This is a genomic window from Spongiactinospora sp. 9N601 (assembly GCF_044326295.1).
Lineage (GTDB): Bacteria > Actinomycetota > Actinomycetes > Streptosporangiales > Streptosporangiaceae > Spongiactinospora > Spongiactinospora gelatinilytica.
Genome location: NZ_JBIRBB010000017.1, coordinates 133,142 through 155,105 on the forward strand (window position 1 = coordinate 133,142; position 21,964 = coordinate 155,105).

Annotated in this window: 20 protein-coding genes; 19 read left to right on the forward strand and 1 reads right to left on the reverse strand. The window is 68.8% G+C overall.

What is annotated here, in order from left to right:
- The first annotated feature begins 85 nt into the window (after positions 1–85).
- The 17 genes from ACH34R_RS34040 to ACH34R_RS34120 all read left to right on the forward strand — a co-directional run bounded on the left by ACH34R_RS34040 (position 86) and on the right by ACH34R_RS34120 (position 18,652).
- Entirely contained in the window at positions 86–811 is a 726-nt protein-coding gene (locus ACH34R_RS34040; RefSeq protein ID WP_397565661.1) for a demethylmenaquinone methyltransferase, read from the forward strand.
- 123 nt (positions 812–934) lie between these two features.
- Positions 935–2,209 (forward strand): geranylgeranyl reductase family protein, encoded by a 1,275-nt coding sequence (locus tag ACH34R_RS34045; protein ID WP_397565662.1) that lies wholly within the window; start codon positions 935–937, stop codon positions 2,207–2,209.
- Positions 2,210–2,336: 127 nt separating this feature from the next.
- Positions 2,337–2,696 carry an NADH-quinone oxidoreductase subunit A gene (locus ACH34R_RS34050; RefSeq protein WP_111165459.1) on the forward strand — a complete coding sequence of 120 codons (360 nt, stop codon included), beginning with the start codon at positions 2,337–2,339 and terminating at the stop codon, positions 2,694–2,696.
- A 2-nt stretch (positions 2,697–2,698) separates the two neighbouring features.
- The gene (locus ACH34R_RS34055; protein WP_397565663.1) at positions 2,699–3,247 is read left to right on the forward strand and encodes a NuoB/complex I 20 kDa subunit family protein; all 549 of its coding nucleotides are present in this window, start codon (positions 2,699–2,701) and stop codon (positions 3,245–3,247) included.
- A gap of 59 nt (positions 3,248–3,306) precedes the next feature.
- Complete coding sequence (locus tag ACH34R_RS34060) at positions 3,307–3,954, forward strand: NADH-quinone oxidoreductase subunit C (protein WP_397565732.1); 648 nt, start codon at positions 3,307–3,309, stop codon at positions 3,952–3,954.
- On the forward strand, positions 3,951–5,291 hold the full coding sequence (locus ACH34R_RS34065; protein ID WP_397565664.1) for an NADH-quinone oxidoreductase subunit D: 1,341 nt from the start codon (positions 3,951–3,953) through the stop codon (positions 5,289–5,291). The genes ACH34R_RS34060 and ACH34R_RS34065 overlap by 4 nt, the downstream gene beginning before the upstream one ends.
- Positions 5,288–5,962 carry an NADH-quinone oxidoreductase subunit NuoE gene (gene nuoE, locus ACH34R_RS34070; RefSeq protein ID WP_397565665.1) on the forward strand — a complete coding sequence of 225 codons (675 nt, stop codon included), beginning with the start codon at positions 5,288–5,290 and terminating at the stop codon, positions 5,960–5,962. The genes ACH34R_RS34065 and nuoE overlap by 4 nt, the downstream gene beginning before the upstream one ends.
- Positions 5,959–7,245 carry an NADH-quinone oxidoreductase subunit NuoF gene (gene nuoF, locus ACH34R_RS34075; RefSeq protein ID WP_397565666.1) on the forward strand — a complete coding sequence of 429 codons (1,287 nt, stop codon included), beginning with the start codon at positions 5,959–5,961 and terminating at the stop codon, positions 7,243–7,245. Before nuoE ends, nuoF begins: the two co-directional genes overlap by 4 nt.
- Positions 7,242–9,653, forward strand: coding sequence for an NADH-quinone oxidoreductase subunit G (locus tag ACH34R_RS34080; protein WP_397565667.1), 2,412 nt, complete (start codon positions 7,242–7,244; stop codon positions 9,651–9,653). The genes nuoF and ACH34R_RS34080 overlap by 4 nt, the downstream gene beginning before the upstream one ends.
- A 58-nt stretch (positions 9,654–9,711) precedes the next feature.
- Positions 9,712–11,073: an NADH-quinone oxidoreductase subunit NuoH gene (gene nuoH / locus ACH34R_RS34085; RefSeq protein WP_397565668.1), complete on the forward strand. Its 1,362-nt coding sequence runs from the start codon at positions 9,712–9,714 to the stop codon at positions 11,071–11,073.
- Positions 11,060–11,575, forward strand: coding sequence for an NADH-quinone oxidoreductase subunit NuoI (nuoI, locus tag ACH34R_RS34090; protein ID WP_111165452.1), 516 nt, complete (start codon positions 11,060–11,062; stop codon positions 11,573–11,575). Before nuoH ends, nuoI begins: the two co-directional genes overlap by 14 nt.
- On the forward strand, positions 11,568–12,335 hold the full coding sequence (locus ACH34R_RS34095; RefSeq protein ID WP_397565669.1) for an NADH-quinone oxidoreductase subunit J: 768 nt from the start codon (positions 11,568–11,570) through the stop codon (positions 12,333–12,335). Before nuoI ends, ACH34R_RS34095 begins: the two co-directional genes overlap by 8 nt.
- Positions 12,332–12,628, forward strand: coding sequence for an NADH-quinone oxidoreductase subunit NuoK (gene nuoK, locus ACH34R_RS34100; RefSeq protein WP_111165450.1), 297 nt, complete (start codon positions 12,332–12,334; stop codon positions 12,626–12,628). The genes ACH34R_RS34095 and nuoK overlap by 4 nt, the downstream gene beginning before the upstream one ends.
- Before the next feature lie 67 nt (positions 12,629–12,695).
- Entirely contained in the window at positions 12,696–14,543 is a 1,848-nt protein-coding gene (gene nuoL, locus ACH34R_RS34105) for an NADH-quinone oxidoreductase subunit L (protein WP_397565733.1), read from the forward strand.
- The gene (locus ACH34R_RS34110; protein ID WP_397565670.1) at positions 14,543–16,102 is read left to right on the forward strand and encodes an NADH-quinone oxidoreductase subunit M; all 1,560 of its coding nucleotides are present in this window, start codon (positions 14,543–14,545) and stop codon (positions 16,100–16,102) included. Before nuoL ends, ACH34R_RS34110 begins: the two co-directional genes overlap by 1 nt.
- Positions 16,099–17,646: an NADH-quinone oxidoreductase subunit NuoN gene (gene nuoN, locus ACH34R_RS34115; protein WP_111165447.1), complete on the forward strand. Its 1,548-nt coding sequence runs from the start codon at positions 16,099–16,101 to the stop codon at positions 17,644–17,646. The genes ACH34R_RS34110 and nuoN overlap by 4 nt, the downstream gene beginning before the upstream one ends.
- A gap of 10 nt (positions 17,647–17,656) precedes the next feature.
- Positions 17,657–18,652, forward strand: a complete 996-nt coding sequence (locus ACH34R_RS34120) for a polyprenyl synthetase family protein (RefSeq protein WP_397565671.1) — start codon at positions 17,657–17,659, stop codon at positions 18,650–18,652.
- Here ACH34R_RS34120 and rarD read toward each other — a convergent pair.
- Positions 18,628–19,554 carry an EamA family transporter RarD gene (rarD, locus tag ACH34R_RS34125; RefSeq protein WP_397565672.1) on the reverse strand — a complete coding sequence of 309 codons (927 nt, stop codon included), beginning with the start codon at positions 19,552–19,554 and terminating at the stop codon, positions 18,628–18,630. The genes ACH34R_RS34120 and rarD overlap by 25 nt on opposite strands.
- Positions 19,555–19,692: 138 nt before the next feature.
- Between rarD and msrA the strand changes: the two genes are divergently transcribed.
- Together msrA and ACH34R_RS34135 are read left to right on the forward strand one after the other, a co-directional pair.
- Positions 19,693–20,355 carry a peptide-methionine (S)-S-oxide reductase MsrA gene (gene msrA / locus ACH34R_RS34130; RefSeq protein WP_397565673.1) on the forward strand — a complete coding sequence of 221 codons (663 nt, stop codon included), beginning with the start codon at positions 19,693–19,695 and terminating at the stop codon, positions 20,353–20,355.
- Positions 20,334–21,815, forward strand: coding sequence for a recombinase family protein (locus ACH34R_RS34135; protein WP_397565674.1), 1,482 nt, complete (start codon positions 20,334–20,336; stop codon positions 21,813–21,815). Before msrA ends, ACH34R_RS34135 begins: the two co-directional genes overlap by 22 nt.
- Positions 21,816–21,964: the final 149 nt, after the last annotated feature.

The following is a 21,964-nucleotide window of genomic DNA, read 5'->3' on the forward strand; positions in this document are numbered from 1 at the left end:
CCAGACGCAACGTAGCCGTGTCGCTACTTTCCGTCGGCGGCTTCCCGCCGCGTGCCCTTCAGGCGCAGGCCGTACCCTTGAGCGCATGACCCGCGCATCGTTGGACAAGCACCCGCACGAGGTCGCCGCCATGTTCGACCGTACGGCGCGGCGTTACGACCTGGTCAACGACGTCATCTCGGCGGGGCAGGTCAGGCAGTGGCGCAAGGCCACCGCGGCGGCGGTGGACGCCGGCCCCGGCGAGCTGGTCCTCGACCTCGGCGCGGGCACCGGCACCTCGACCGACACCTTCACCAGGCTCGGCGCACGGGCGATCGCGTGCGACTTCTCGATGGGCATGCTCGCCACCGGGGTGCGCCGCCGGGGCTCCTCCGGCCTGAGCGGCGGCGGCGTGCGCGGGGTGAGCTTCATCGCGGGCGACGCGATGCGCCTGCCGTTCGCCGACGAGACCTTCGACGCGGTCACGATCTCGGTGGCGCTGCGCAACGTGCACGACACGGTGGCCGGGCTGCGCGAGATGCTGCGCGTGACCAGGCCCGGCGGGCGGCTGGTGATCTGTGAGTTCTCCCATCCGCCGCTCAAGCCCTTCGACCTCGTCTACTCCCAGTACCTCATGCGGCTGCTGCCACAGGTGGCCAAGGCGATCGGCTCCAACGACGACTCCTACGAGTATCTCGCCGAGTCGATCCGCGACTGGCACGACCAGGCGTCGCTGGCCGGGCTCATCCAGCAGGCCGGGTGGCGCGAGGTCGCCTGGCGCAACCTGACGTTCGGCGTCGTCGCCCTGCACCGCGCGCGCAAATCCGGGTAGGGGACCGGCTGTCACCTCTTGTGTAAAACGCGTTAGACTTCACGCCGACAAGTTTGTGAAGAGCTTCACAAAGGAACGAGGCCGCACCCAAGGCCGCCCAGCGTGTAGGACAGGACAGGTCCCGTGACCGAGCCAGCCGCCGCACAACGCAGCGCCGACATCGACGCCGACGTAATCGTCGTCGGCGCCGGGCCCGCCGGTTCCACCACGGCGTTCTATCTCGCCCAAGCCGGGCTTGAGGTTCTGTTGCTGGAAAAGACGACCTTCCCCCGGGAGAAGGTCTGTGGCGACGGCCTCACCCCGCGCGCGGTCAAGCAGTTGATCGCGATGGGCATCGACATCGACAGTCCCGGGTGGAGCAGGAACAAGGGCCTTCGGGTCGTGGGCGGAGGCCGGCGCTTCGAGCTGGAGTGGCCGCAGCTCACGTCCTTCCCCGACTTCGGGCTGGTCCGCGTGCGCAAGGACTTCGACGAGATCCTGGCCGTCAACGCGGTCAGAGGCGGAGCCAAGCTGCTGCAGGGGGTCAACGTCACCGGCCCGCTGCTCGACGACCGCAGCGGCCACATCGTCGGCGTCACCGCCAAGAAGGACGGCGAGCCGGTCACCTACCGATCCCGCCTGGTGGTCGGGGCCGACGGCAACTCGGCGCGGCTGGCCCTGGGCATGGGCCTGCACAAGCGCGAGGACCGGCCGATCGGCGTCGCCGTGCGCACCTACTTCGAAAGCCCCCGCCACGACGACGACTTCCTGGAGATCTGGCTGGAGCTGTGGGACGGCGCGACGCTGCTGCCCGGCTACGGCTGGGTGTTCGGCGTCGGCGACGGCACCAGCAACGTCGGGCTCGGCCTGCTCAACACCAGCGACAAGTTCAAGGACGTCGACTACCGCGCCCTGCTGCGCCGCTGGGTCCGCAACATGCCGCCCGAGTGGGGCTTCTCCGAGGACAACATGCGCGGCCAGGTACGCGGCTCCGCGCTCCCGATGGCCTTCAACCGCCAGCCCCACTACACGCGCGGCCTCGTTCTCGTGGGCGACTCCGGTGGCATGATCAACCCGTTCAACGGCGAGGGCATCGCCTACGCCATGGAGAGCGGCGAGATCGCCGCCCGGACGATCGCGCAGGCGCTGCCCCGGTCCACCCCTGCGCAACGGGAGCGCCTGCTGCGGGCATACCCTGGTGTGCTGAAGGAGGCCTACGGTGGCTACTTCACCATGGGCAGGTTGTTCGTCGAGGCGATCGGCAGACCCGGGGTGATGAACTTCGCCACCCGGCACGCACTTCCGCACCCCCGGTTGATGCGGCTCGCCTTCAAGCTGCTCGGTAATCTGACCGACCGGCGAGGAGACGCGGGAGACCGCATCATCAACGCCCTGTCGAAGGTCGTGCCGTCGGCATGACCTCCGTTACGCCCCCGCGACTGGAACGAATGACGATGATCGCCCTGCCTAGACTTGCACGACACATCACGACCGACCGCGCGCCCCGGCACGAGGAGCGGGGACACGCGGAGATGGGAGCGTAGCGATGGAGCTTTATGTGCCCATCCTGGTGCTCGCCGTGCTCGCGGCGGGGTTCGCCATCTTCTCGCTGACGATCGCGCCCTTCACCGGTCCCAAGCGCTGGAACCGCGCCAAGCTCGACGCCTACGAGTGCGGCATCGAGCCGACGCCCCAGCCGGTCGGCGGCGGGCGATTCCCACTGAAGTACATGATCACGGCGATGTTGTTCATCGTCTTCGACATCGAGATCATCTTTCTCTATCCGTGGGCGGTCGCCTTCGACGCCCTCGGCGTGTTCGGGCTGATCGAGATGCTGCTGTTCATCGTGACCGTGCTTGTGGCCTACGCGTACGTGTGGCGCCGCAAGGGCCTGGATTGGGACTGACAATGGGTCTTGAAGAGAAAATCCCCAGCGGATTCCTGCTCAGCACGGTAGAGGCACTTGCCGGCTGGGGCCGCAAGAACTCGGTGTGGCCGGCCACCTTCGGCCTCGCCTGCTGCGCCATGGAGCTGATGACGGCCGGCAGCCCCACCTACGACCTGGCGCGCTTCGGCATGGAGCGGGCCTCGGCGACGCCCCGGCAGGCCGACCTGATGATCGTCGCCGGTCGGGTGTCCCAGAAGATGGCGCCGGTGCTGCGCCAGATCTACGACCAGATGGCCGAGCCGAAGTGGGTCATCGCGATGGGCGTGTGCGCCTCCAGCGGCGGCATGTTCAACAACTACGCCATCGTCCAGGGCGTCGACCACGTCGTGCCCGTGGACATCTACCTGCCCGGCTGCCCGCCGCGGCCGGAGATGCTGATGGACGCGATCGTCAAGCTGCACGACAAGATCCAGAACACCAAGTTCGGAGCACACCGCGCCAAGCAGATCGACGAGCTGGAAAAGCGCGCGCTCCGCTCGCTGCCGCTGATCCACCAGGGGGCATCGTGACCGGCAACCCGCCCGCCAACCTCCCGGGCCTGCCCGAGGAGCCGGTGGCCCGCACGGGCATGTTCGGCGCGGCCGGCACCGGCGACACCTCCGGGTACGGCGGGCTCGTGGTGCGCCGCGCGCCCAAGCTGTCCACCCCCCGCCCGTACGGCGGGCCGGTCGGCCCGTCCGGGCGCGGCGACTTCGACGACATCGCCGACCAGCTCGAACGTGCCCTGGGCGGCGACCTCACCGAGGCCGTAGAGAGCGTCGTGGTCGACCGCGGCGAGCTGACCTTCCACGTCAAGCGGGAACGCCTGCTGGAGGTCTGCCGGCACCTGCGCGATGACCCGGCGCTGCGTTTCGAGCTGTCGCTCGGCGTCTCCGGCGTGCACTATCCGGACGACACCGGCGCCGAGCTGCACGCGGTGATCCACCTGTGTTCGATCACCCACAACCGCAGGCTGCGCGTGGAGTGCGCCGCCCCCGACGCCGACCCGCACATGCCCTCCACGGTGGAGATCTACCCCACCCACGACTGGCACGAACGCGAGGCGTACGACCTCTTCGGCCTGATCTTCGACGGGCACCCGGCGCTGACCCGGATCCAGATGCCCGACGACTGGGAGGGGCACCCGCAGCGCAAGGACTACCCGCTCGGCGGCGTCCCGGTCGAATACCGCGGCGCCGAGATCCCCGCGCCCGACGAGAGGAGGTCGTACGCATGAGCACCGCATACGACAACGCCCAGGAAGAGGCGACGGAAGGCAAGGTCTACACCGTCACCGGCCAGGACTGGGACGAGCTGGTCGCCGAGGTCGCCGGCTCCGACGAGGAGCGCCTGGTCATCAACATGGGCCCGCAGCACCCCTCCACGCACGGCGTGCTGCGGCTGGTGCTGACCCTCGACGGCGAGACGGTGATCGAGGCCCGCACGGTCATCGGCTACCTGCACACCGGGATCGAAAAGAACATGGAGTTCCGGACGTGGACGCAGGGCACCACGTTCGTGACCCGGATGGACTACCTGGCACCGATCTTCAACGAGACGGCCTACTGCCTGGGGATCGAGAAGCTGCTCGGCATCACCGACCGCATCCCGGAGCGGGCCGACGTGATCCGGGTGCTGATGATGGAGCTCAACCGGATCTCCTCGCACATGATGGCGATCGCCACCTTCGGCATGGAGCTGGGCGCCACCACGCCGTTCCTGTTCGGCATCCGGGAGCGGGAGATGGTGCTCGACCTGTTCGAGTACATCACCGGCCTGCGCATGAACATGGCCTACATCCGGCCGGGCGGCGTCTCGGTCGACCTGCCCGCGGGCACGGTCGACAAGATCGGCGAGTTCCTGAAGATCATGCCCAAGCGCATCTACGAGATGCGCAAGCTGCTCGACGCCAACCCGGCCTACCTGCGCCGCACCAAGGACGTCGCCTACCTCGACCTCACCGGCTGCATGGCGCTCGGGGTGACCGGGCCGATCCTGCGCTCCGCCGGCCTGCCCTGGGACCTGCGCAAGTCGCAGCCCTACTGCGGCTATGAGACCTACGACTTCGACGTCCCCACCGAGAAGACCTGCGACGTCTACGGTCGCTACCTCGTGCGGATGTCGGAGATGGAAGAGTCCCTCAAGATCATCGAGCAGTGCCTCGACCGGCTCGCCGGCCCCGACCTCAAGGGCAAGCCGGTCATGATCGAGGACAAGAAGATCGGCTGGCCGGCGCAGCTCGCGCTCGGCCCCGACGGGTTCGGCAACTCGCCCGACCACATCGCCCACATCATGGGCACCTCGATGGAGGCGCTGATCCACCACTTCAAACTGGTGACCGAGGGCTTTCGGGTGCCGGCCGGGCAGGCGTACGCGGCGGTGGAGTCGCCCCGCGGCGAGCTCGGCGCACACGTCGTCAGCGACGGCGGCACCCGCCCCTACCGGGTGCACTTCCGCGACCCGTCGTTCACGCACCTTCAGGCCATCCCGGCCACGTGCGAAGGCGGTATGGTCGCCGACGTCATCTCGGCGGTCGCCTCGCTCGACCCGATCATGGGAGGTGTGGACCGATGAGCCGTGGATTCTCCCCGGAGACCAGGGAACGGCTGGAGCACGACGCGAAGGAGATCATCGGGCGTTATCCGAAGCCCCGATCAGCGCTGCTGCCGCTGCTCCACCTGGTGCAGGCCGAGGAGGGTTACGTCTCAGACCGCGGCGAGGAGTTCTGTGCCGAGATGCTGGGCCTGACCAAGGCCGAGGTCGTCGGCGTGTCCACCTTCTACACGATGTACAAGCGCAAGCCCGTCGGCGAGTATCACGTCGGTGTGTGCATCAACACGCTGTGCGCGGTGATGGGCGGCGACCAGATCTGGGACGAGCTGAGCGAGCACGCCGGCGTCGGCCACGACGAGTCGACGCCGGACGGCAAGGTCTCCCTCGAACGCATCGAGTGCAACGCGGCCTGCGACTTCGCCCCGGTGATGATGGTCAACTGGGAGTTCTTCGACAACCAGAACCCGGCCTCGGCCAAGCAGCTCGTGGACGACCTGCGGGCCGGCAAGCAGGTCACGCCGACCCGCGGCCCCAAGCGGCTGTGCACGTTCAAGGAGGCGTCGCGGGTGCTGGCCGGCTTCCCCGACGACCTCGCCGGCGACGGCCCCGCGGCGGGCGCGCCCTCCCTGGAGGGCCTGCGGATCGCCAAAGAGAACGGCTGGACCGCCCCCGCTAAGGAAGACAGCGAATGACCACCCTGACACCGGTCCTGACCCGCAACTGGGACCAGCCCGACTCCTTCACCCTGCGGGGCTACGGAGACTACGCCGCGGCCCGCAAGGCGCTCGGCATGGATCCGGACGCCGTCATCCAGGCGGTGAAGGACTCGGGACTGCGGGGCCGTGGCGGCGCGGGCTTCCCCACCGGCCTGAAGTGGGGCTTCATCCCGCAGAACGACGGCAAACCGCACTACCTGGTGGTCAACGCCGACGAGTCCGAGCCGGGCACGTGCAAGGACATCCCGCTGATGATGGCCAACCCGCACGCGCTGGTCGAGGGCATCGTCATCACCTCCTACGCGATCCGGGCCGCCCACGCGTTCATCTACGTGCGCGGCGAGGTGCTGCACGTGGTGCGCCGGCTGCGCGCCGCCGTACAGGAGGCCTACGACGCGGGCCTGCTGGGCACCGACATCCTCGGCTCCGGTTTCGACCTCGAACTTACCGTGCACACCGGCGCGGGGGCCTACATCTGCGGCGAGGAGACGGCGCTGCTCGACTCGCTGGAGGGATATCGCGGGCAACCTCGCCTCAAGCCTCCCTTCCCGGCGGTCGCGGGGCTCTACGCGTGCCCCACTGTCATCAACAACGTCGAGTCGGTGGCGAGCGTTCCCAGCATCGTGGCGAACGGCCCCTCCTGGTTCTCCTCGATGGGCACCGAGAAGTCCAAGGGCTTCGGCATCTTCTCGCTGAGCGGCCACGTCACCCGGCCCGGCCAGTTCGAGGCCCCGCTCGGCATCACGCTGCGCGAACTGCTCGACATGGCGGGCGGCGTGCGCGCCGGGCACCGGCTGAAGTTCTGGACACCGGGCGGGTCCTCCACGCCGATCTTCACCGAGGAGCACCTGGACGTCCCGCTGGACTTCGAGTCCGTCGGCGCGAAGGGCTCTCTGCTCGGCACCCGGGCGCTGCAGATCTTCGACGAGACCACCTGCGTGGTCCGCTCGGTGCTGCGGTGGACCGAGTTCTACGCCCATGAGTCCTGCGGCAAGTGCACTCCCTGCCGGGAGGGCACGTACTGGCTCAAGCACGTGCTCAAGCGGCTGGAGAAGGGCGAGGGCACCGAAGAGGACCTCACCACCATCACCGACATCGCCGACAACATCGTGGGCCGGGCGTTCTGCGCCCTCGGCGACGGCGCCGCCGCGCCGATCCACTCGTCGATCAAGCACTTCCGCGACGAATACCTCAAGCACTTCGAAGTGGGCGGCTGTCCGTTCGATCGTGCCGCGTCCACTGTCTGGGAGAACGCATGACCATCCAGGCGACCGCAGGAGGCGCGGTCGAGCAGCCGGTAGACCTGGTCAGCCTCACCATCGACGGGTTCCAGATCAGCGTGCCCAAGGGCACCTTGGTGATCCGCGCCGCCGAGCTGCTGGGCATCCAGATCCCGCGGTTCTGTGACCACCCGCTGCTCGATCCGGTCGGCGCCTGCCGCCAGTGCCTGGTCACCGTCGAGGGCATGCCCAAGCCGGCCGCCTCCTGCACCACCACCTGTACCGAGGGCATGGTGGTGCAGACCCAGCTCACCAGCCCGGTCGCCGAGAAGGCTCAGCGCGGCATCATGGAGATGCTGCTGATGAACCACCCGCTGGACTGCCCGGTCTGCGACAAGGGCGGCGAGTGCCCCCTGCAGAACCAGGCGATGTCCAACGGGCAGGGCGAGTCCCGGTTCCAAGAGGACAAGCGCACCTTCGAAAAGCCGATCCCGCTGTCCACCGAGGTGCTGCTGGACCGCGAGCGCTGCATCCAGTGCGCCCGCTGCATCCGCTTCTCCGACGAGATCGCCGGAGACCCGCTCATCGACTTCTTCGAGCGCGGGGCCCAGGAGCAGGTCAGGACGGCCGACGGCGAGCCGTTCCAGTCCTACTACTCCGGCAACACCGTCCAGATCTGCCCGGTGGGGGCGCTCACCGGCGCGGCGTACCGCTTCCGGGCCAGGCCGTTCGACCTGGTGTCCACGCCGAGCGCCTGCGAGCACTGCGCGAGCGGCTGCGCGATGCGCACCGACCACCGCCGCGGCAAGGTCACCCGCCGGCTGGCCGGCGACGACCCGCAGGTCAACGAGGAATGGAACTGCGACAAGGGCCGCTGGGCCTTCGCCTACACCACCCAGCCGGACCGGCTGCGCAGCCCGCTGATCCGTGACGAGGAGGGCAACCTCGTGCCCGCCTCCTGGCCGGAGGCCCTGGCGGTCGCGGCGGCCGGGCTGACGCGGGCCAAGGGCCGGGCCGGAGTCCTGGTCGGCGGGCGGGTCACGGTCGAAGACGCCTACGCCTACAGCAAGTTCGCCAGGATCGCGCTGGCCACCAACGACATCGACTTCCGCGCCCGCCCGCACTCGGCGGAGGAGGCGCAGTTCCTCGCGCACGCCGTGGCCGGCAAGGGCATCGAGACCTCCTACGCCGACCTGGAGAAGGCCCCGGTCGTGCTGCTCGTGGGCTTCGAGCCCGAGGAGGAGTCGCCGATCGTGCAGCTCCGGCTGCGCAAGGGCGTGCGCAAGCGGGGTCTTTCGGTCTACAGCGTCGCGCCGTTCGCCTCGCCGGGGCTGCGCAAGCTGTCCGGCACGCTGCTTTCGGCCCTGCCCGGCGCCGAGGCCGACGTGCTCGGCGGCCTGATCGGCGGTGACCACCCGCTGGCCGAGGCGCTCAAGCGCCCCGGCGCGGTGGTGCTGGCCGGCGAGCGCCTGGCCGCGCTGCCCGGCGCGCTGTCGGCCGTCGCGCGGCTGAGCGCCGCCACCGGCGCCAAGCTCGCCTGGATCCCGCGCCGGGCCGGTGAGCGCGGCGCGCTGGAGGCCGGCGCGCTGCCCAACCTGCTGCCCATCGGGCGGCCGGTCGCCGAGGCCGAGGCGCGCGCCGAGGTCGCCCGCGCCTGGGACGTCGCGACGCTGCCCGCCACCCCGGGCCGTTCCACCGCGCAGATCCTCGCCGCCGCCCTGGACGAGCAGCTCGACGCGCTGCTGGTCGCCGGCGTCGACCCCTACGACCTGCCCGACCCCGACGCGGTGCTCGCCGCGCTGGAGAACACCCCGTTCATCGTCAGCCTCGAACAGCGGGCGAGCGCGGTCACCGACCGCGCCGACGTGGTGCTCCCGGTGGCCACCACCACCGAGAAGGCCGGGACGTTCGTCGACTGGGAGGGCCGGGGCCGCACCTTCGCGGCGGCCATCAAGACCCCCGGCGTGATGAGCGACCTCGCGGTCATCGGCGCCATCGCCGACCACATGGACGTGCATCTGGGGCTGCCCGACGAGGCCGCCGCCCGCCGCGAGCTCGGCTCGCTCGGCGCGTGGCGCGGCACTCGGGCCGCCGCGCCCACCGTCTCCGGCCGGCTCGCGGGCGAGCCGCAGGCCGGCGAGGCGGTCCTCGCCACCTGGCATCACCTGCTCGACGCGGGGCGGATGCAGGACGGCGAGCCGTACCTCGCGGGGACGGCGCGGGCCAGTGAGGCGCTGGTGTCCGCGGACACCGCGGCGGAGATCGGCGTCGCCGACGGCGGCAAGATCTCCGTGACCACCGACCAGGGCTCGATCCGGCTCCCGGTGCGGGTCGCCGACCTGCCCGACCGGATGGTCTGGCTGCCGGCGAACTCCGCCGGCTGCTCGGTGACCCGCGACCTGCGGGCCGGGGCCGGCGACATCGTCAAGATCGGGAGCGCGTCATGAGGAGCGGTGAGCTACCGATGCGGGAGGAATCCCTGATGAGCGGAGCGGTGAGGGACCGATGAACGCGATCCGAGTGCTCGCGGCGCCCGAGCCCGCCCTGCCGAACGTGCAGAGCTTCGGCCACGACCCGCTGTGGATCACGATCATCAAGGCCGTGGCGATCTTCGTGTTCCTGCTGCTCTCCGTCATGTACGGGGTGTGGATGGAGCGCAAGCTCATCTCCCGCATGCAGCACAGGTACGGCCCCAACCGGGCCGGGAAGTTCGGGCTTTTGCAGTCGATCGCCGACGCGCTGAAGATGGGCTTCAAAGAGGACCTCTACCCCAACAAGGTGGACCGGTTCCTCTATGCGATCGCGCCGGTCATCCTGGTGGTGCCCGCGTTCATGGCGTTCTCGGTGATCCCGTTCGGGCCCACCGTGTCCATGTTCGGCGAGCAGACGCCGCTACAGCTCACCGACCTGCCCATCGCCGTGCTGTTCGTGCTGGCGATGGCCTCGATCGGCGTGTACGGCATCGTGCTCGCCGGGTGGTCCTCGCGCTCGCCGTACGCGGTGCTGGGCGGGCTGCGCTCCAGCGCGCAGGTGGTCTCCTACGAGATCGCGATGGGCCTGTCGTTCGTGGGCGTCTTCCTGTTCGCCGGGACGCTGTCCACCTCCGAGATCGTCGCCAAGCAGGCGAGCGGCGGCACCTGGGAGGTCCTCGGGCTCAGCATCCCGATGCCGTCGTGGTACGTGGTCATGCTGATCCCGTCCTTCCTGATCTACGCGATCACCATGCTGGGCGAGACCAACCGCGTGCCCTTCGACCTGCCGGAGGGCGAGGGCGAGCTGGTCGGCGGCTACCAGACCGAGTACAGTTCCTCGCTGAAGTTCGCGCTGATCCAGATGGGCGAGTACGTCAACGTGTTCGTCGTCTCGGCGGTGTCCATCACGCTGTTCTTCGGCGGCTGGCGGGCCCCGTGGCCGATCTCCCTGTGGGAGGGCGCCAACGTCGGCTACTGGCCGCTGCTGTGGTTCTTCATCAAGCTGGTGCTGGTGTTCGGCGGATTCATCTGGGTACGGGCCTCGATGCCGCGCATCCGCTACGACCAGCTCATGGCCTTCGGCTGGAAGGTGCTGATCCCGCTGAACCTGGCGTGGATCATGCTGGTGGCGACCGTCCGGGCGTTCCGCATCGAGGGCGCGGACCGCACCGCGCTGTTCACCATCGCGGCGCTCGTGGTGGTCGGCTGCCTGGCGCTGTTCTTCCGCTTCGACACCGTGCTCCAGCGCCGCCGCGAGACCAGGGCGGAAGAACTCAAGCAGGAGTTCGAGCTGCTCGAAGAGCAGCCGGCCGCGGGAGGCTATCCGGTACCGCCGCTGGACCTGCCGCACTACCACGGCGCGGACCGCAAGGAGATCTCCAGTGGGATTCACTGATTGGTTGAACCCCGTCAAGGGCTTCGGGGTGACCTTCCACCATATGTTCAAGAAGCCCCTCACGGTGCAGTACCCGGAGGAGAAGCGGCCCACCGCGCCGCGCTTCCACGGCCGCCACCAGCTCAACCGCTGGCCGGACGGGCTGGAGAAGTGCGTCGGGTGCGAGCTGTGCGCCTGGGCGTGCCCGGCCGACGCGATCTTCGTGGAGGGCGCGGACAACACCGAAGACGCCCGGTTCTCCCCCGGGGAGCGGTACGGTCGCACGTACCAGATCAACTACCTCCGGTGCATCCTGTGCGGCCTGTGCATCGAGGCGTGCCCGACTCGCGCGCTCACCATGACGAACGAGTACGAGCTAGCCGACGACAGCCGGGAGAGCCTCATCTACACCAAGGAGATGCTGCTCGCCCCCCTCGGTCCGGGCATGGAGACCCCGCCGCACCCGATGCGTCTGGGGGAGACCGAAGAGGACTACTACCGGCTTGGACGCAACAATGGGTGAGACCATCACGTTCTGGGTGCTCGCGGTCGTCTCCGTGGCCGCGGCGCTCGGGCTCGTCCTCAGCCGCAAGGCGGTCTACTGCGCGCTGATGCTCGGCGTGGTGATGGGCTCCCTGGCGGTGCTGTACGCGGTGCAGGAGGCGCCCTTCCTGGCGGCGGTGCAGATCATCGTCTACACCGGCGCGGTGATGATGCTCTTCCTGTTCGTGCTCATGCTGGTCGGCGTGGACTCGACCGACTCGCTGGTGGAGACGATCAAGGGGCAGCGCTTCTGGGCGATCGTGGCCGGCCTGGGCTTCGCGGCCCTGCTGGCCCTCGCGATCGGCAACGTCGCCTTCGTCCGGCCGACCGGCCTGGGCGGCGCGACCTCGCAGTACGGCGGCAACGTCCAGGGACTCGCGCAGCTCATCTTCACCCGCCATGTGTTCGCCTTCGAGGTGGCCTCGGCCCTGCTGATCACCGCCGCGCTGGCCGCCATGGTGCTGGCCCACCGCGAGCGCGCCAAGGCCAAGCCCACCCAGAAGGACCTGGCGAGGGCCCGCTTCGCCGGACCGCACCCCACGCCGCTGCCCGGCCCTGGCGTCTATGCCAGGCACAACGCCAACGACATGCCCGCGCTGCTGCCCGACGGCACGGTCTCGGAGCTCTCGGTCAACCGGATCATCGCCCGGCACGACGTGCAGGAGGGCACGCTTCCGGAAGACCCGAGGCTGGCCGAGGCCATCAGGCAGGCCGTCGAGGTTGAGGAGGAGAGCAAGTGACGACGCACTACCTGGTGCTGTCCGCCCTGCTGTTCGCCATCGGCGCGGTCGGCGTGCTGGTACGGCGCAACGCGATCGTGATCTTCATGTGCGTGGAGCTGATGCTCAACGCCTGCAACCTCGCGTTCGTCACCTTCGCGCGGCAGCACGGCAACCTCGACGGCCAGCTCATCGCGTTCTTCGTGATGGTGGTGGCGGCGGCCGAGGTCGTGGTCGGCTTGGCGATCATTGTGACGATCTTCCGAACCCGCAGGTCCGCGTCCGTGGACGACGCCAACCTGCTGAAGTACTAAGAGGTGCCGAGTGGAACCCGCTAAGATCGTCGAGCACGCCGGGGGAGTGATCGGGGCCTCCTGGCTGATGATCGCGCTTCCGTTGCTCGGAGCCGCGATTTTGCTGCTGGGCGGACGCCGTACCGACCGGTGGGGCCATCTGCTCGGCGTCGCCATGTCGCTGGCTTCGTTCGTGGTGGCCGTCGTCACGTTCTTCGAGCTGATCGGGCTTCCCGAGAACGAGCGGCGCAGGGCGGTCGGGCTTTTCGAGTTCATCCCCGGCCTCGTGGACATGGGCCTGCTGATCGACCCGCTGTCGATCTCGTTCGCCCTGCTGATCACCGGGGTCGGCTCGCTGATCCACATCTACTCGATCGGCTACATGTCGCACGACCCCGGACGGCGCAGGTTCTTCTCCTACCTGAACCTGTTCGTCGCGGCGATGCTGCTCCTGGTGCTCTCGCACAACTACGTCGGGCTCTACATCGGCTGGGAGGGCGTCGGCCTGGCCTCCTACCTGCTGATCGGGTTCTGGCAGTACAAGCCCTCGGCGGCCACCGCGGCCCAGAAGGCGTTCATCGTCAACCGGGTCGGTGACTTCGGCCTGGCGATCGGCATCTTCACCATCTGGACGACCTTCGGCAGCGTGACCTTCCAGGGCGTCTTCGAGAGCACCCTCAAGCCCGAGCAGGGCGTGCTGACCGCCGTCGGCCTGCTGCTGCTCCTCGGCGCGTGCGGCAAGTCGGCCCAGGTGCCGCTGCAGTCCTGGCTGCTGGACGCCATGGAGGGCCCGACCCCGGTGTCGGCCCTGATCCACGCGGCGACCATGGTCACCGCGGGCGTCTACCTGGTGGTCCGCTCCGGCGCGATGTTCTTCCCCGAGGGTTCCACCGCGGCGCTGGTCGCGGCCATCGTCGGCACGGTGACGCTGCTGGCCGGCGCCATCATCGGTATGGCCAAGGACGACATCAAGAAGGGCCTGGCCGGTTCGACGATGTCGCAGATCGGCTACATGATGCTGGGCGCGGCGTTCGGCCCGGTGGGCTACGCCTTCGCCATCGGCCACCTGATCACGCACGGCTTCTTCAAGGCGAACCTGTTCCTGGGCGCCGGGTCGGTCATGCACGCCATGAACGACGAGGTCAACATGCGCAGGTACGGCGCGCTGCGCAAGGCGCTGCCGGTGACGTTCTACACGTTCCTCATCGGTTACCTGGCGATCATCGGCTTCCCGCTGCTGTCCGGATACTTCACCAAGGACGGGATCATCGAGACGGTGATCCACCACAACCAGGTGCTCGGCTGGCTGGCCGTCCTCGGCGCCGGGCTGACCGGCTTCTACATGTCCCGGATGGTCTTCATGACCTTCTTCGGGGAGAAGCGCTGGGCCGACGACGCGCACCCGCACGAGTCGCCCGCGGTGATGACGATCCCGCTGATCCTGCTGTCCATCGGGTCGATCTTCCTGGGCGGCTACCTGGTCCTGGGCGGGAGGTTCATGACCTTCATCGGCCCCGCCGTCGGCATGCCGGAGGGCGGCGCGCCCGCGTTCGACCCATTCACCGTTCCCGGCCTGGCCACGCTGGCGCTGGTCGCGGTCGGCGCGGCCATCGCCTGGCTGCGGTACGGCAGGGTCCCCGTCCCGGTCACCGCCCCACGCGGCTCCTTCCTCACCACCTTCGCCCGGCGTGACCTGTACGGCGACGCGCTGAACGAGTCGCTGTTCATGCGGCCCGGCCAGTGGCTCACCAGGTTCGCCGTGTTCTTCGACAACCGCGGGGTGGACGGCCTGGTCAACGGCCTGGCCGCGGGCATCGGCGGCACCTCGGGACGGCTGCGCAGGGTCCAGACCGGATTCGCCCGATCGTACGCGTTGTCCATCCTCTTCGGCGCTGCCGTGGTGGCCGGCGCTCTGCTCCTTGTAGGGAACCTGTGATGCCCTGGCTTCCGATACTGATCGCCGCGCCCGTGCTGGGCGCGGTCGGCGTGGCCGCGCTGCCCAAGGGCAGCGACAAGGCCGCCAAACAGCTCGCCCTCGCGGTGTCGCTGGTGGTCTTGGCGCTGACCCTGGCGATGGCCTTCCAGTTCCCGCTGGAGAGCGGCAAGCGCTTCGCCTTCGAGCAGACCTACTCCTGGATCCCGTCCTTCGGTGTCCACTTCGGCGTCGGCGTGGACGGCATCGCCCTGGTGATGATCGCGCTGTCCGCCGTGCTGGTGCCGATCGTGATCCTGGCCTCCTGGCACGACGCCGACGGCACCGGCGCGGAGAACCCGCCCAAGCGGTCGGTGAAGACCTACTTCTCGCTGTTGCTGGTCCTCGAGGCGATGATGATCGGCGTCTTCGCGGCGACCGACGTCTTCCTGTTCTATGTGTTCTTCGAGGCCATGCTGATCCCGATGTACTTCATGATCGGGTCCTACGGCGGCGCGCAGCGGTCCTACGCGGCGGTCAAGTTCCTGCTGTACTCGCTGTTCGGCGGGCTGCTCATGCTGGTCGCGGTGATCGCGCTGTACGTCATCGCCGGCAAGAACACGTTCATGTTCCCCGAGCTGATCGGGGCGGTCACCGACCCGGGCGTGCAGAAGTGGCTGTTCCTCGGCTTCTTCATCGCCTTCGCGATCAAGGCGCCGCTCTGGCCGTTCCACACCTGGCTGCCCGACGCCGCCGCGCAGGCCCCGGCCGGAGCGGCCGTGCTGCTGGTCGGCGTGCTGGACAAGGTCGGCACGTACGGCATGCTGCGGCTGTGCCTGGAGCTGTTCCCGCAGGCGGCGAAGGACTTCACCCCGCTGGTGATCATTCTTTCGGTGATCGGCATCGTCTACGGCGCGATCGTGGCAATCGGCCAGACCGACATGAAGCGGCTCATCGCCTACACGTCGATCTCGCACTTCGGGTTCATCGCTATGGGCGTGTTCGCGATGACCAGCAACGCCCAGGCGGGCGCGACGCTCTACATGGTCAACCACGGGTTCTCCACGGGCGCGCTGTTCCTGATCGCCGGATTCCTGATCTACCGCAGGGGCTCGGCCAGGATCGACGACTACGGCGGGGTGCAGAAGATCGCGCCGGTGCTGGCGGGCACGTTCCTGGTGTCCGGTCTGTCCGGTCTGGCGCTGCCCGGCCTGTCGTCGTTCGTCAGTGAGTTCATGGTGCTGATCGGCACCTACCAGCGCGATGAGGTGCTGTTCGTCACGTCCGCGATCATCGGCACCACCGGCGTGGTCCTGGCCGCCATCTACATCCTGTGGATGTACAAGCGCGTCGCCAACGGGCCCACCGCCGAGTCGGTCTCGGGGATGAAGGACCTCAACGTTCGGGAGAAACTGGTGATCGCCCCGCTGCTGGTGCTGATCATCGGGCTCGGCTTCTACCCCAAGCCGGTCCTCGACGTGATCAATCCGGCCGTGCAGCACACGCTGACCAGCGTGGGTGTGAAGGACCAGCCGCCCGTCGCGGGCGTAGGCCAGGCAGAGGAGAAGGGGGCCGGCAATTGAACGGCATCCAACCGCCGACGATCGAGTACGGGCAGCTCAGCCCGCTGCTCCTGGTCTTCGGCGCGGCCATCGTCGGGGTGCTGATCGAGGCGCTCGCCCCGCGTTACCTGCGTAAGTCGCTCCAGATGCCGGTCACGCTGCTCGGCCTGGTGGGCGCGTTCGCGCTGGTGCTCACGGTGGTCATGCAGGGTGTGCCGACCAAGGCCGCGGCCGAGGGCGCCATCGCGGTGGACGGCCCCGCGCTGTTCATCTGGGGCGTCATCCTGGTGCTCGCGGTGATCAGCGTGCTGCTGATCAACGACGACAACGAGTTCGTCGCCTCGGCCGCCGCCGTACCCGGCACGCCCGAGGAAGAGGACGCGATCGCCGCGGGCGGCGCGCACACCGAGATCTACCCGCTGGCGCTGTTCGCGATCGGCGGCATGATGCTGTTCGCGTCGGCCAACGACCTGCTGATCATGTTCGTGGCCCTTGAGGTCATGTCCCTGCCGCTGTACCTGCTGTGCGGCCTGGCCCGCAGGCGCCGCCTCCTGTCGCAGGAGGCGTCGGTGAAGTACTTCCTGCTCGGCGCGTTCTCCTCGGCCTTCTTCCTGTACGGCATGGCGCTGGTGTACGGCTTCGCCGGCACGGTCAGCCTGGCCGGGATCAGCGACGCGCTCGGCGCGGTGGGCGGCCAGAACACGCTGCTGCTGATCGGCGCGGGCATGCTCGGCGTCGGCCTGCTGTTCAAGATCGGCGCCGCGCCGTTCCAGGCGTGGAAGCCCGACGTCTACCAGGGCGCGCCCACCCCGATCACCGCGCTGATGGCCTCCGGCACGCTGGTCGCCGCGTTCGGCGCGGTGCTGCGGGTCTTCTGGGTCGCGCTGGGCAACCTGGACTGGGACTGGCGTCCGGTGATGTGGGGCGTGGCGATCCTGACCATGGTCGCCGGGGCGGTCCTGGCGATCACCCAGACCGACATCAAGCGGATGCTCGCCTACTCCTCGATCGCGCACGCGGGCTTCCTGCTCACCGGCGTGATCGCCACCGGCGCGGAGGCGCAGAACGCGCTGTCGCTCAAGGGCATCCTGTTCTACCTGGTGGCCTACGGCATCACCACGGTGGGCGCGTTCGCGGTCGTCACCATGGTGCGCGACGCGGGCGGCGAGGCCGGGCACCTGTCCCGCTGGGCGGGCCTCGGCAAGCGGTCGCCCGCGCTGGCGGGCGTGTTCGCGTTCTTCCTGCTGGCGTTCGCGGGCATCCCGCTGACGTCGGGGTTCTTCGGGAAGTACGCGGTGTTCGCGGCGGCGGTCGCCGGTGGCGCGGTTCCGCTGGTCATCGTGGGCGTGGTCAGCTCGGCGGTGGCGGCGTTCTTCTACGTCCGGGTGATCGTGCTGATGTTCTTCAGCGAGCCCGCGCCGGACGGCCCGACCATCGCCGTCCCGAGTGTCGGTACCGCGGGTGTGGTCGCCATCGCGGCAGCGGCTACCGTAGTGCTCGGGATCTACCCGGAGCCTGTGCTCCGGCTGGCGGAGGACGCCGCGTCGACATTGTTCATTCGTTAAGGGGATCACTATGGCCGCGCCACCCGTTGTGGACCTGCCCATCGGCGACGAACGGCTGGCGCGGGACATGGCCGGCGGCCTCGCCGAGGTGGAAAAGCTGCTACGCGCCGCGGTGGAGAGCGAGGACGCCTTCATCACGGAGGCGTCCCGTCACCTCATCGAGGCGGGCGGCAAGCGGTTCCGGGCGACGCTCGTGCTGCTGGCCGCGCAGTTCGGCAACGCCGCCGCGGCGGGCGTCGTGCCCGGCGCGGTGGTGATCGAGCTGACCCACCTGGCCACGCTCTACCATGACGACGTCATGGACGAGGCGCGGATGCGCCGCGGCTCGGCCTCGGCGAACGCGCGCTGGGACAACACCATCGCCATCCTCACCGGCGACTACCTGTTCGCCCAGGCGTCGATCCTGCTGGCCGACCTGGGCAACGACCTGATCCGCACCCAGGCCACCACGTTCTCCCGGCTCGTTCAGGGCCAGATCAGGGAGACCAGGGGCCCGCGCCCCGGCGATGACCCGATCGAGCACTACATCGAGGTCCTGGCGGACAAGACGGGCTCGCTGATCGCCACCTCGGGACGGTTCGGCGGGCTGCTCGGCGGGGCCCCGCCGCGGATCGTCGATCGGCTGGACGACGCCTGCGAGGCCATCGGCATCGCCTGGCAGCTCAGCGACGACCTGCTCGACGTGGCCGCCAGTACGACCGAGAGCGGCAAGACCCCCGGCACCGACCTGCGCGAGGGCATCCGCACGCTGCCGGTGCTGTACGTACTCGCCTCCGACGACCCGGCGGACGCGGGGTTGCGCGAGCTGCTGTCCGGCCCGGTGCCCGAGGAGCGCCTGGACGAGGCCCTGACCGCGCTGCGTTCCCATCGGGCGATGGACCAGGCCAGAGCAGAGCTGAACCGCTGGGCCGACCGGGCCAGGGCCGACCTGGCCGAGCTGCCGGACATCCCGGCCCGGGAGGCGTTCATGTCGCTGTGCGACTACGTGGTGGCCCGCTCCGGCTGAGGCCGTACGGCCTGCGCCGCGATCCGCGAGCGCCGCGCCTGGCGCAGCGCGTCCCAGGTGAAGATGCCGAGCGCGACCCACACGATGGCGAACCCCGCCCAGCGTTCCGCGGGCATCGTCTCGCGCACGATCAGCACGCCGGTCAGGAACTGCAGGACCGGCGCGATGTACTGCAGCAGCCCGATCACGGTCAGCGGCACCCGGATGGCGGCGGCGGTGAACAGCAGCAGCGGTACGACGGTGACCATGCCTGAGGTCGCCAGCAGCAGGGTGTGCCCCCAGCCGTGGCCGACGAACGTCCCGGCGCCCTGACCTTGCAGGAACAGCAGGTAGCCGAGCGCGGGGAAGAACAGCAGCAGCGACTCGACGGTCAGGCTCTCGGCCGCGCCGACGTTCGCCATCTTCTTGACCAGCCCGTACGTGCCGAAGGACACCGAAAGGACCAGCGCGATCCACGGCAGCCTGCCGTAGTCGAGGGTGAGCACCAGCACGGCCACCGTGCCGAGGCCCACTGCGGCCCACTGGGCAGGGCGCAGCCGCTCGTGCAGTAGTACCACCCCGAACATCACGCTGACCAGCGGGTTGATGAAGTAGCCCAGGGCGCTTTCCACGACATGGCCGGTGGTGACCGCGTAGATGTAGGTGCCCCAGTTGAAGGTGATCAGCACGGCGGCCAGGGCCAGCAGGCCGAGCCGGCCCGGCTGCCGCAGCAGCGGCCGTACCCAGGACCAGTGCCGCCTGACCGCGAGGATTCCGACGACCGCGATCAGCGACCAGGCCATCCGGTGGGCGAGCATCTCCATGGAGCTGGCCGGTTCGAGCAGCGGCCAGTAGAGCGGGAACACTCCCCACAGGGCATAGGCGGTCGCGCCATAGAGGACTCCACGCTGTTCGTCAGGCATGTAGCCAAGTTTCCCTCCTTACCGGACATTAGGGCAAATAAGCTGTTCTGTAGGGATGCTTAAGTCCTGCTTACGCCAAGGAACAACCGGGACGCGCGGATGGTTGGGGTAGGGCGACAACGGATGAGGAGGTCCCTGATGGGCTGGCTGTTCGGCAGAGACAAGACCACCATGGTTTCCGCCCAGGACGCGCTTCCCGGCCGTCCCACCCCGATCCCGGTGCCCGAGCGGCACCTCGTCCTCGGCACCCGGCTCGCCCCGCCGTACCCCGAGGGCAGTGAGATCGCCGATGTCGCGCTGGGCTGCTTCTGGGGGGCCGAGCGGGCCTTCTGGCAGATCCCCGGGGTCATCACCACGGTGGTCGGCTACCAGGGCGGCCACACGGTCAACCCGACGTACGAGGAGGTCTGTTCCGGCCTCACCGGCCACGCCGAGGTGGTCCGCGTCGTCTTCGACCCGGCCAAGGTGAGCTACGAGGAACTGCTACGGGTCTTCTGGGAGACCCACGACCCCACCCAGGGCATGCGCCAGGGCAACGACGTGGGCACCCAGTACCGCTCGGCCATCTACACGCATGGCCCGGCCCAGGAAAAGTCCGCCCACACCACGCGCGACACCTACCAGCAGACCCTGTCCGACGCCGGCTACGGCGAGATCACCACCGAGATCGCCCCCGCCGGCCCCTTCTACTTCGCCGAGGACTACCACCAGCAGTACCTCAAGGCCAACCCCAACGGCTACTGCGGCATCGGCGGCACGGGGCTGAAAGTATGTAACCCGTGGGAAAACGATCAAGAGTAGCGATCTACGCTCGAATCTCGCAGGACAGGACCGGTGCCGGGCTCGGCATAGCTCGCCAGGAAGAGGACTGCCGGGCCTTAGCCGAGCGACTCGGCTGGAATGTCATCGATGTCTATCCCGACAACGACGTGTCCGCCTACTCCGGGAAGCCGCGCCCGCAATGGGAGCGGCTTCTCGCCGATGTACGGGCGGACGAGATCGACGGCATCGTGTGCTGGCATGTGGACCGGCTCACCCGCAGCCCGCGCGAGTTGGAAGACGTGATCGACCTCCACGACCGGCACGATGTCGCTCTGGCCACCGTCACGGGGGAAATCGACCTTTCGACTCCGTCAGGGCGTATGGTGGCGCGCATGCTGGGAGCCGCCGCCAGACAGGAAGCCGAGCACAAGGCCGAGCGCCAGCAACGCGCCCGCGTGCAGGCCGCAGAACGGGGACGGCGGAACGGCGGCGGCACCCGCCCGTTCGGATACACCCTGATCTACGATCACGACACGCCGCCACGGCGAGTGCTCCGCGAGGAGATCAACGAGCCGGAGGCGGAAGTGGTCCGCGAGGCCGCGCGCCGGGCGCTCTCAGGGGAGAAGCTGTCCGCCATCGTCCGTGACTTCGCTGACAGAGAGATCACCTCGACGAACGGCAAGCCGTTCACGCAGACCACGCTTCGCGCGGTGCTGGCGTCGGCGCGCATCTCCGGCCGCCGCGAGTACAGCCCCCGCAAATCGGGAGAGACCAAGCGGGCGCTCATGGGGGAGATCGTCTGCGATACCGCCGAGTGGCCCGCGATCATCGATGCTCAGACCTCCGACCGGCTCAGGGCGTTCTTCTCCATCCCGCATGGCACCAACGGTGCTTCGACCGGGCGGCGCTACCTCCTGTCCGGCATCCTGAAGTGTGGCTGGTGCGGCCACGGCCTTGTCGGGCGGATTCGCCACGACAAGGGATCGCAGAAGGGCAAGACCCGCTACATCTGCGCGCCCAGCCCCGATGGGCGCGGCGGTTGCGGCAAGATCACCGCCGCGATGGATCCCGTGGACAAGCACGTACGCGAGGCCGCAGGGGTGCGGTTGGAGTCGGCGGACTTCGTTGACCGCCTGTATCGCAGGGACGTGGACGCCGACGCGGTGACTCAGGCACTGCGAGCGGTGGAGGAGCGACTGGAGTACATCGCCGCAGACTATGGCGCTGGCGTCCTCACCCGCGCCGAGTGGAAGGCGGCCAAGGGCGTGGCCGATGCTAAGCGAGAGGAGCTACGGCGCATGCTGGCACGCTCCGAGAATGGCGCGATATTGGTGGTACTGGAGCAGTTGGAAGGCGACTTCGAGGACAAGTGGGCGCAGCTCACAATAGGTCAGCGGCGAGCGTTGCTCAGCGCTGTGATCGACCACATCAAGGTCAAGCCGAACACTCCTGGCAAGCGGACCGACCCGAAGCGGTTCGAGATCGTCTGGAAGGCGTGAGTCGCCGTAACAGACGCTGCTCGCCGCACGTTGGACGAAAAGGCTGACTGAGTCGCGCTTTTCGAGGAACCCGGACAGGCTCGCTACTTTTGCGCTGTTTGCGCAGGTAGATGCACGTCTAGTACTCTGAGTGTTGCTCTACCCCACCC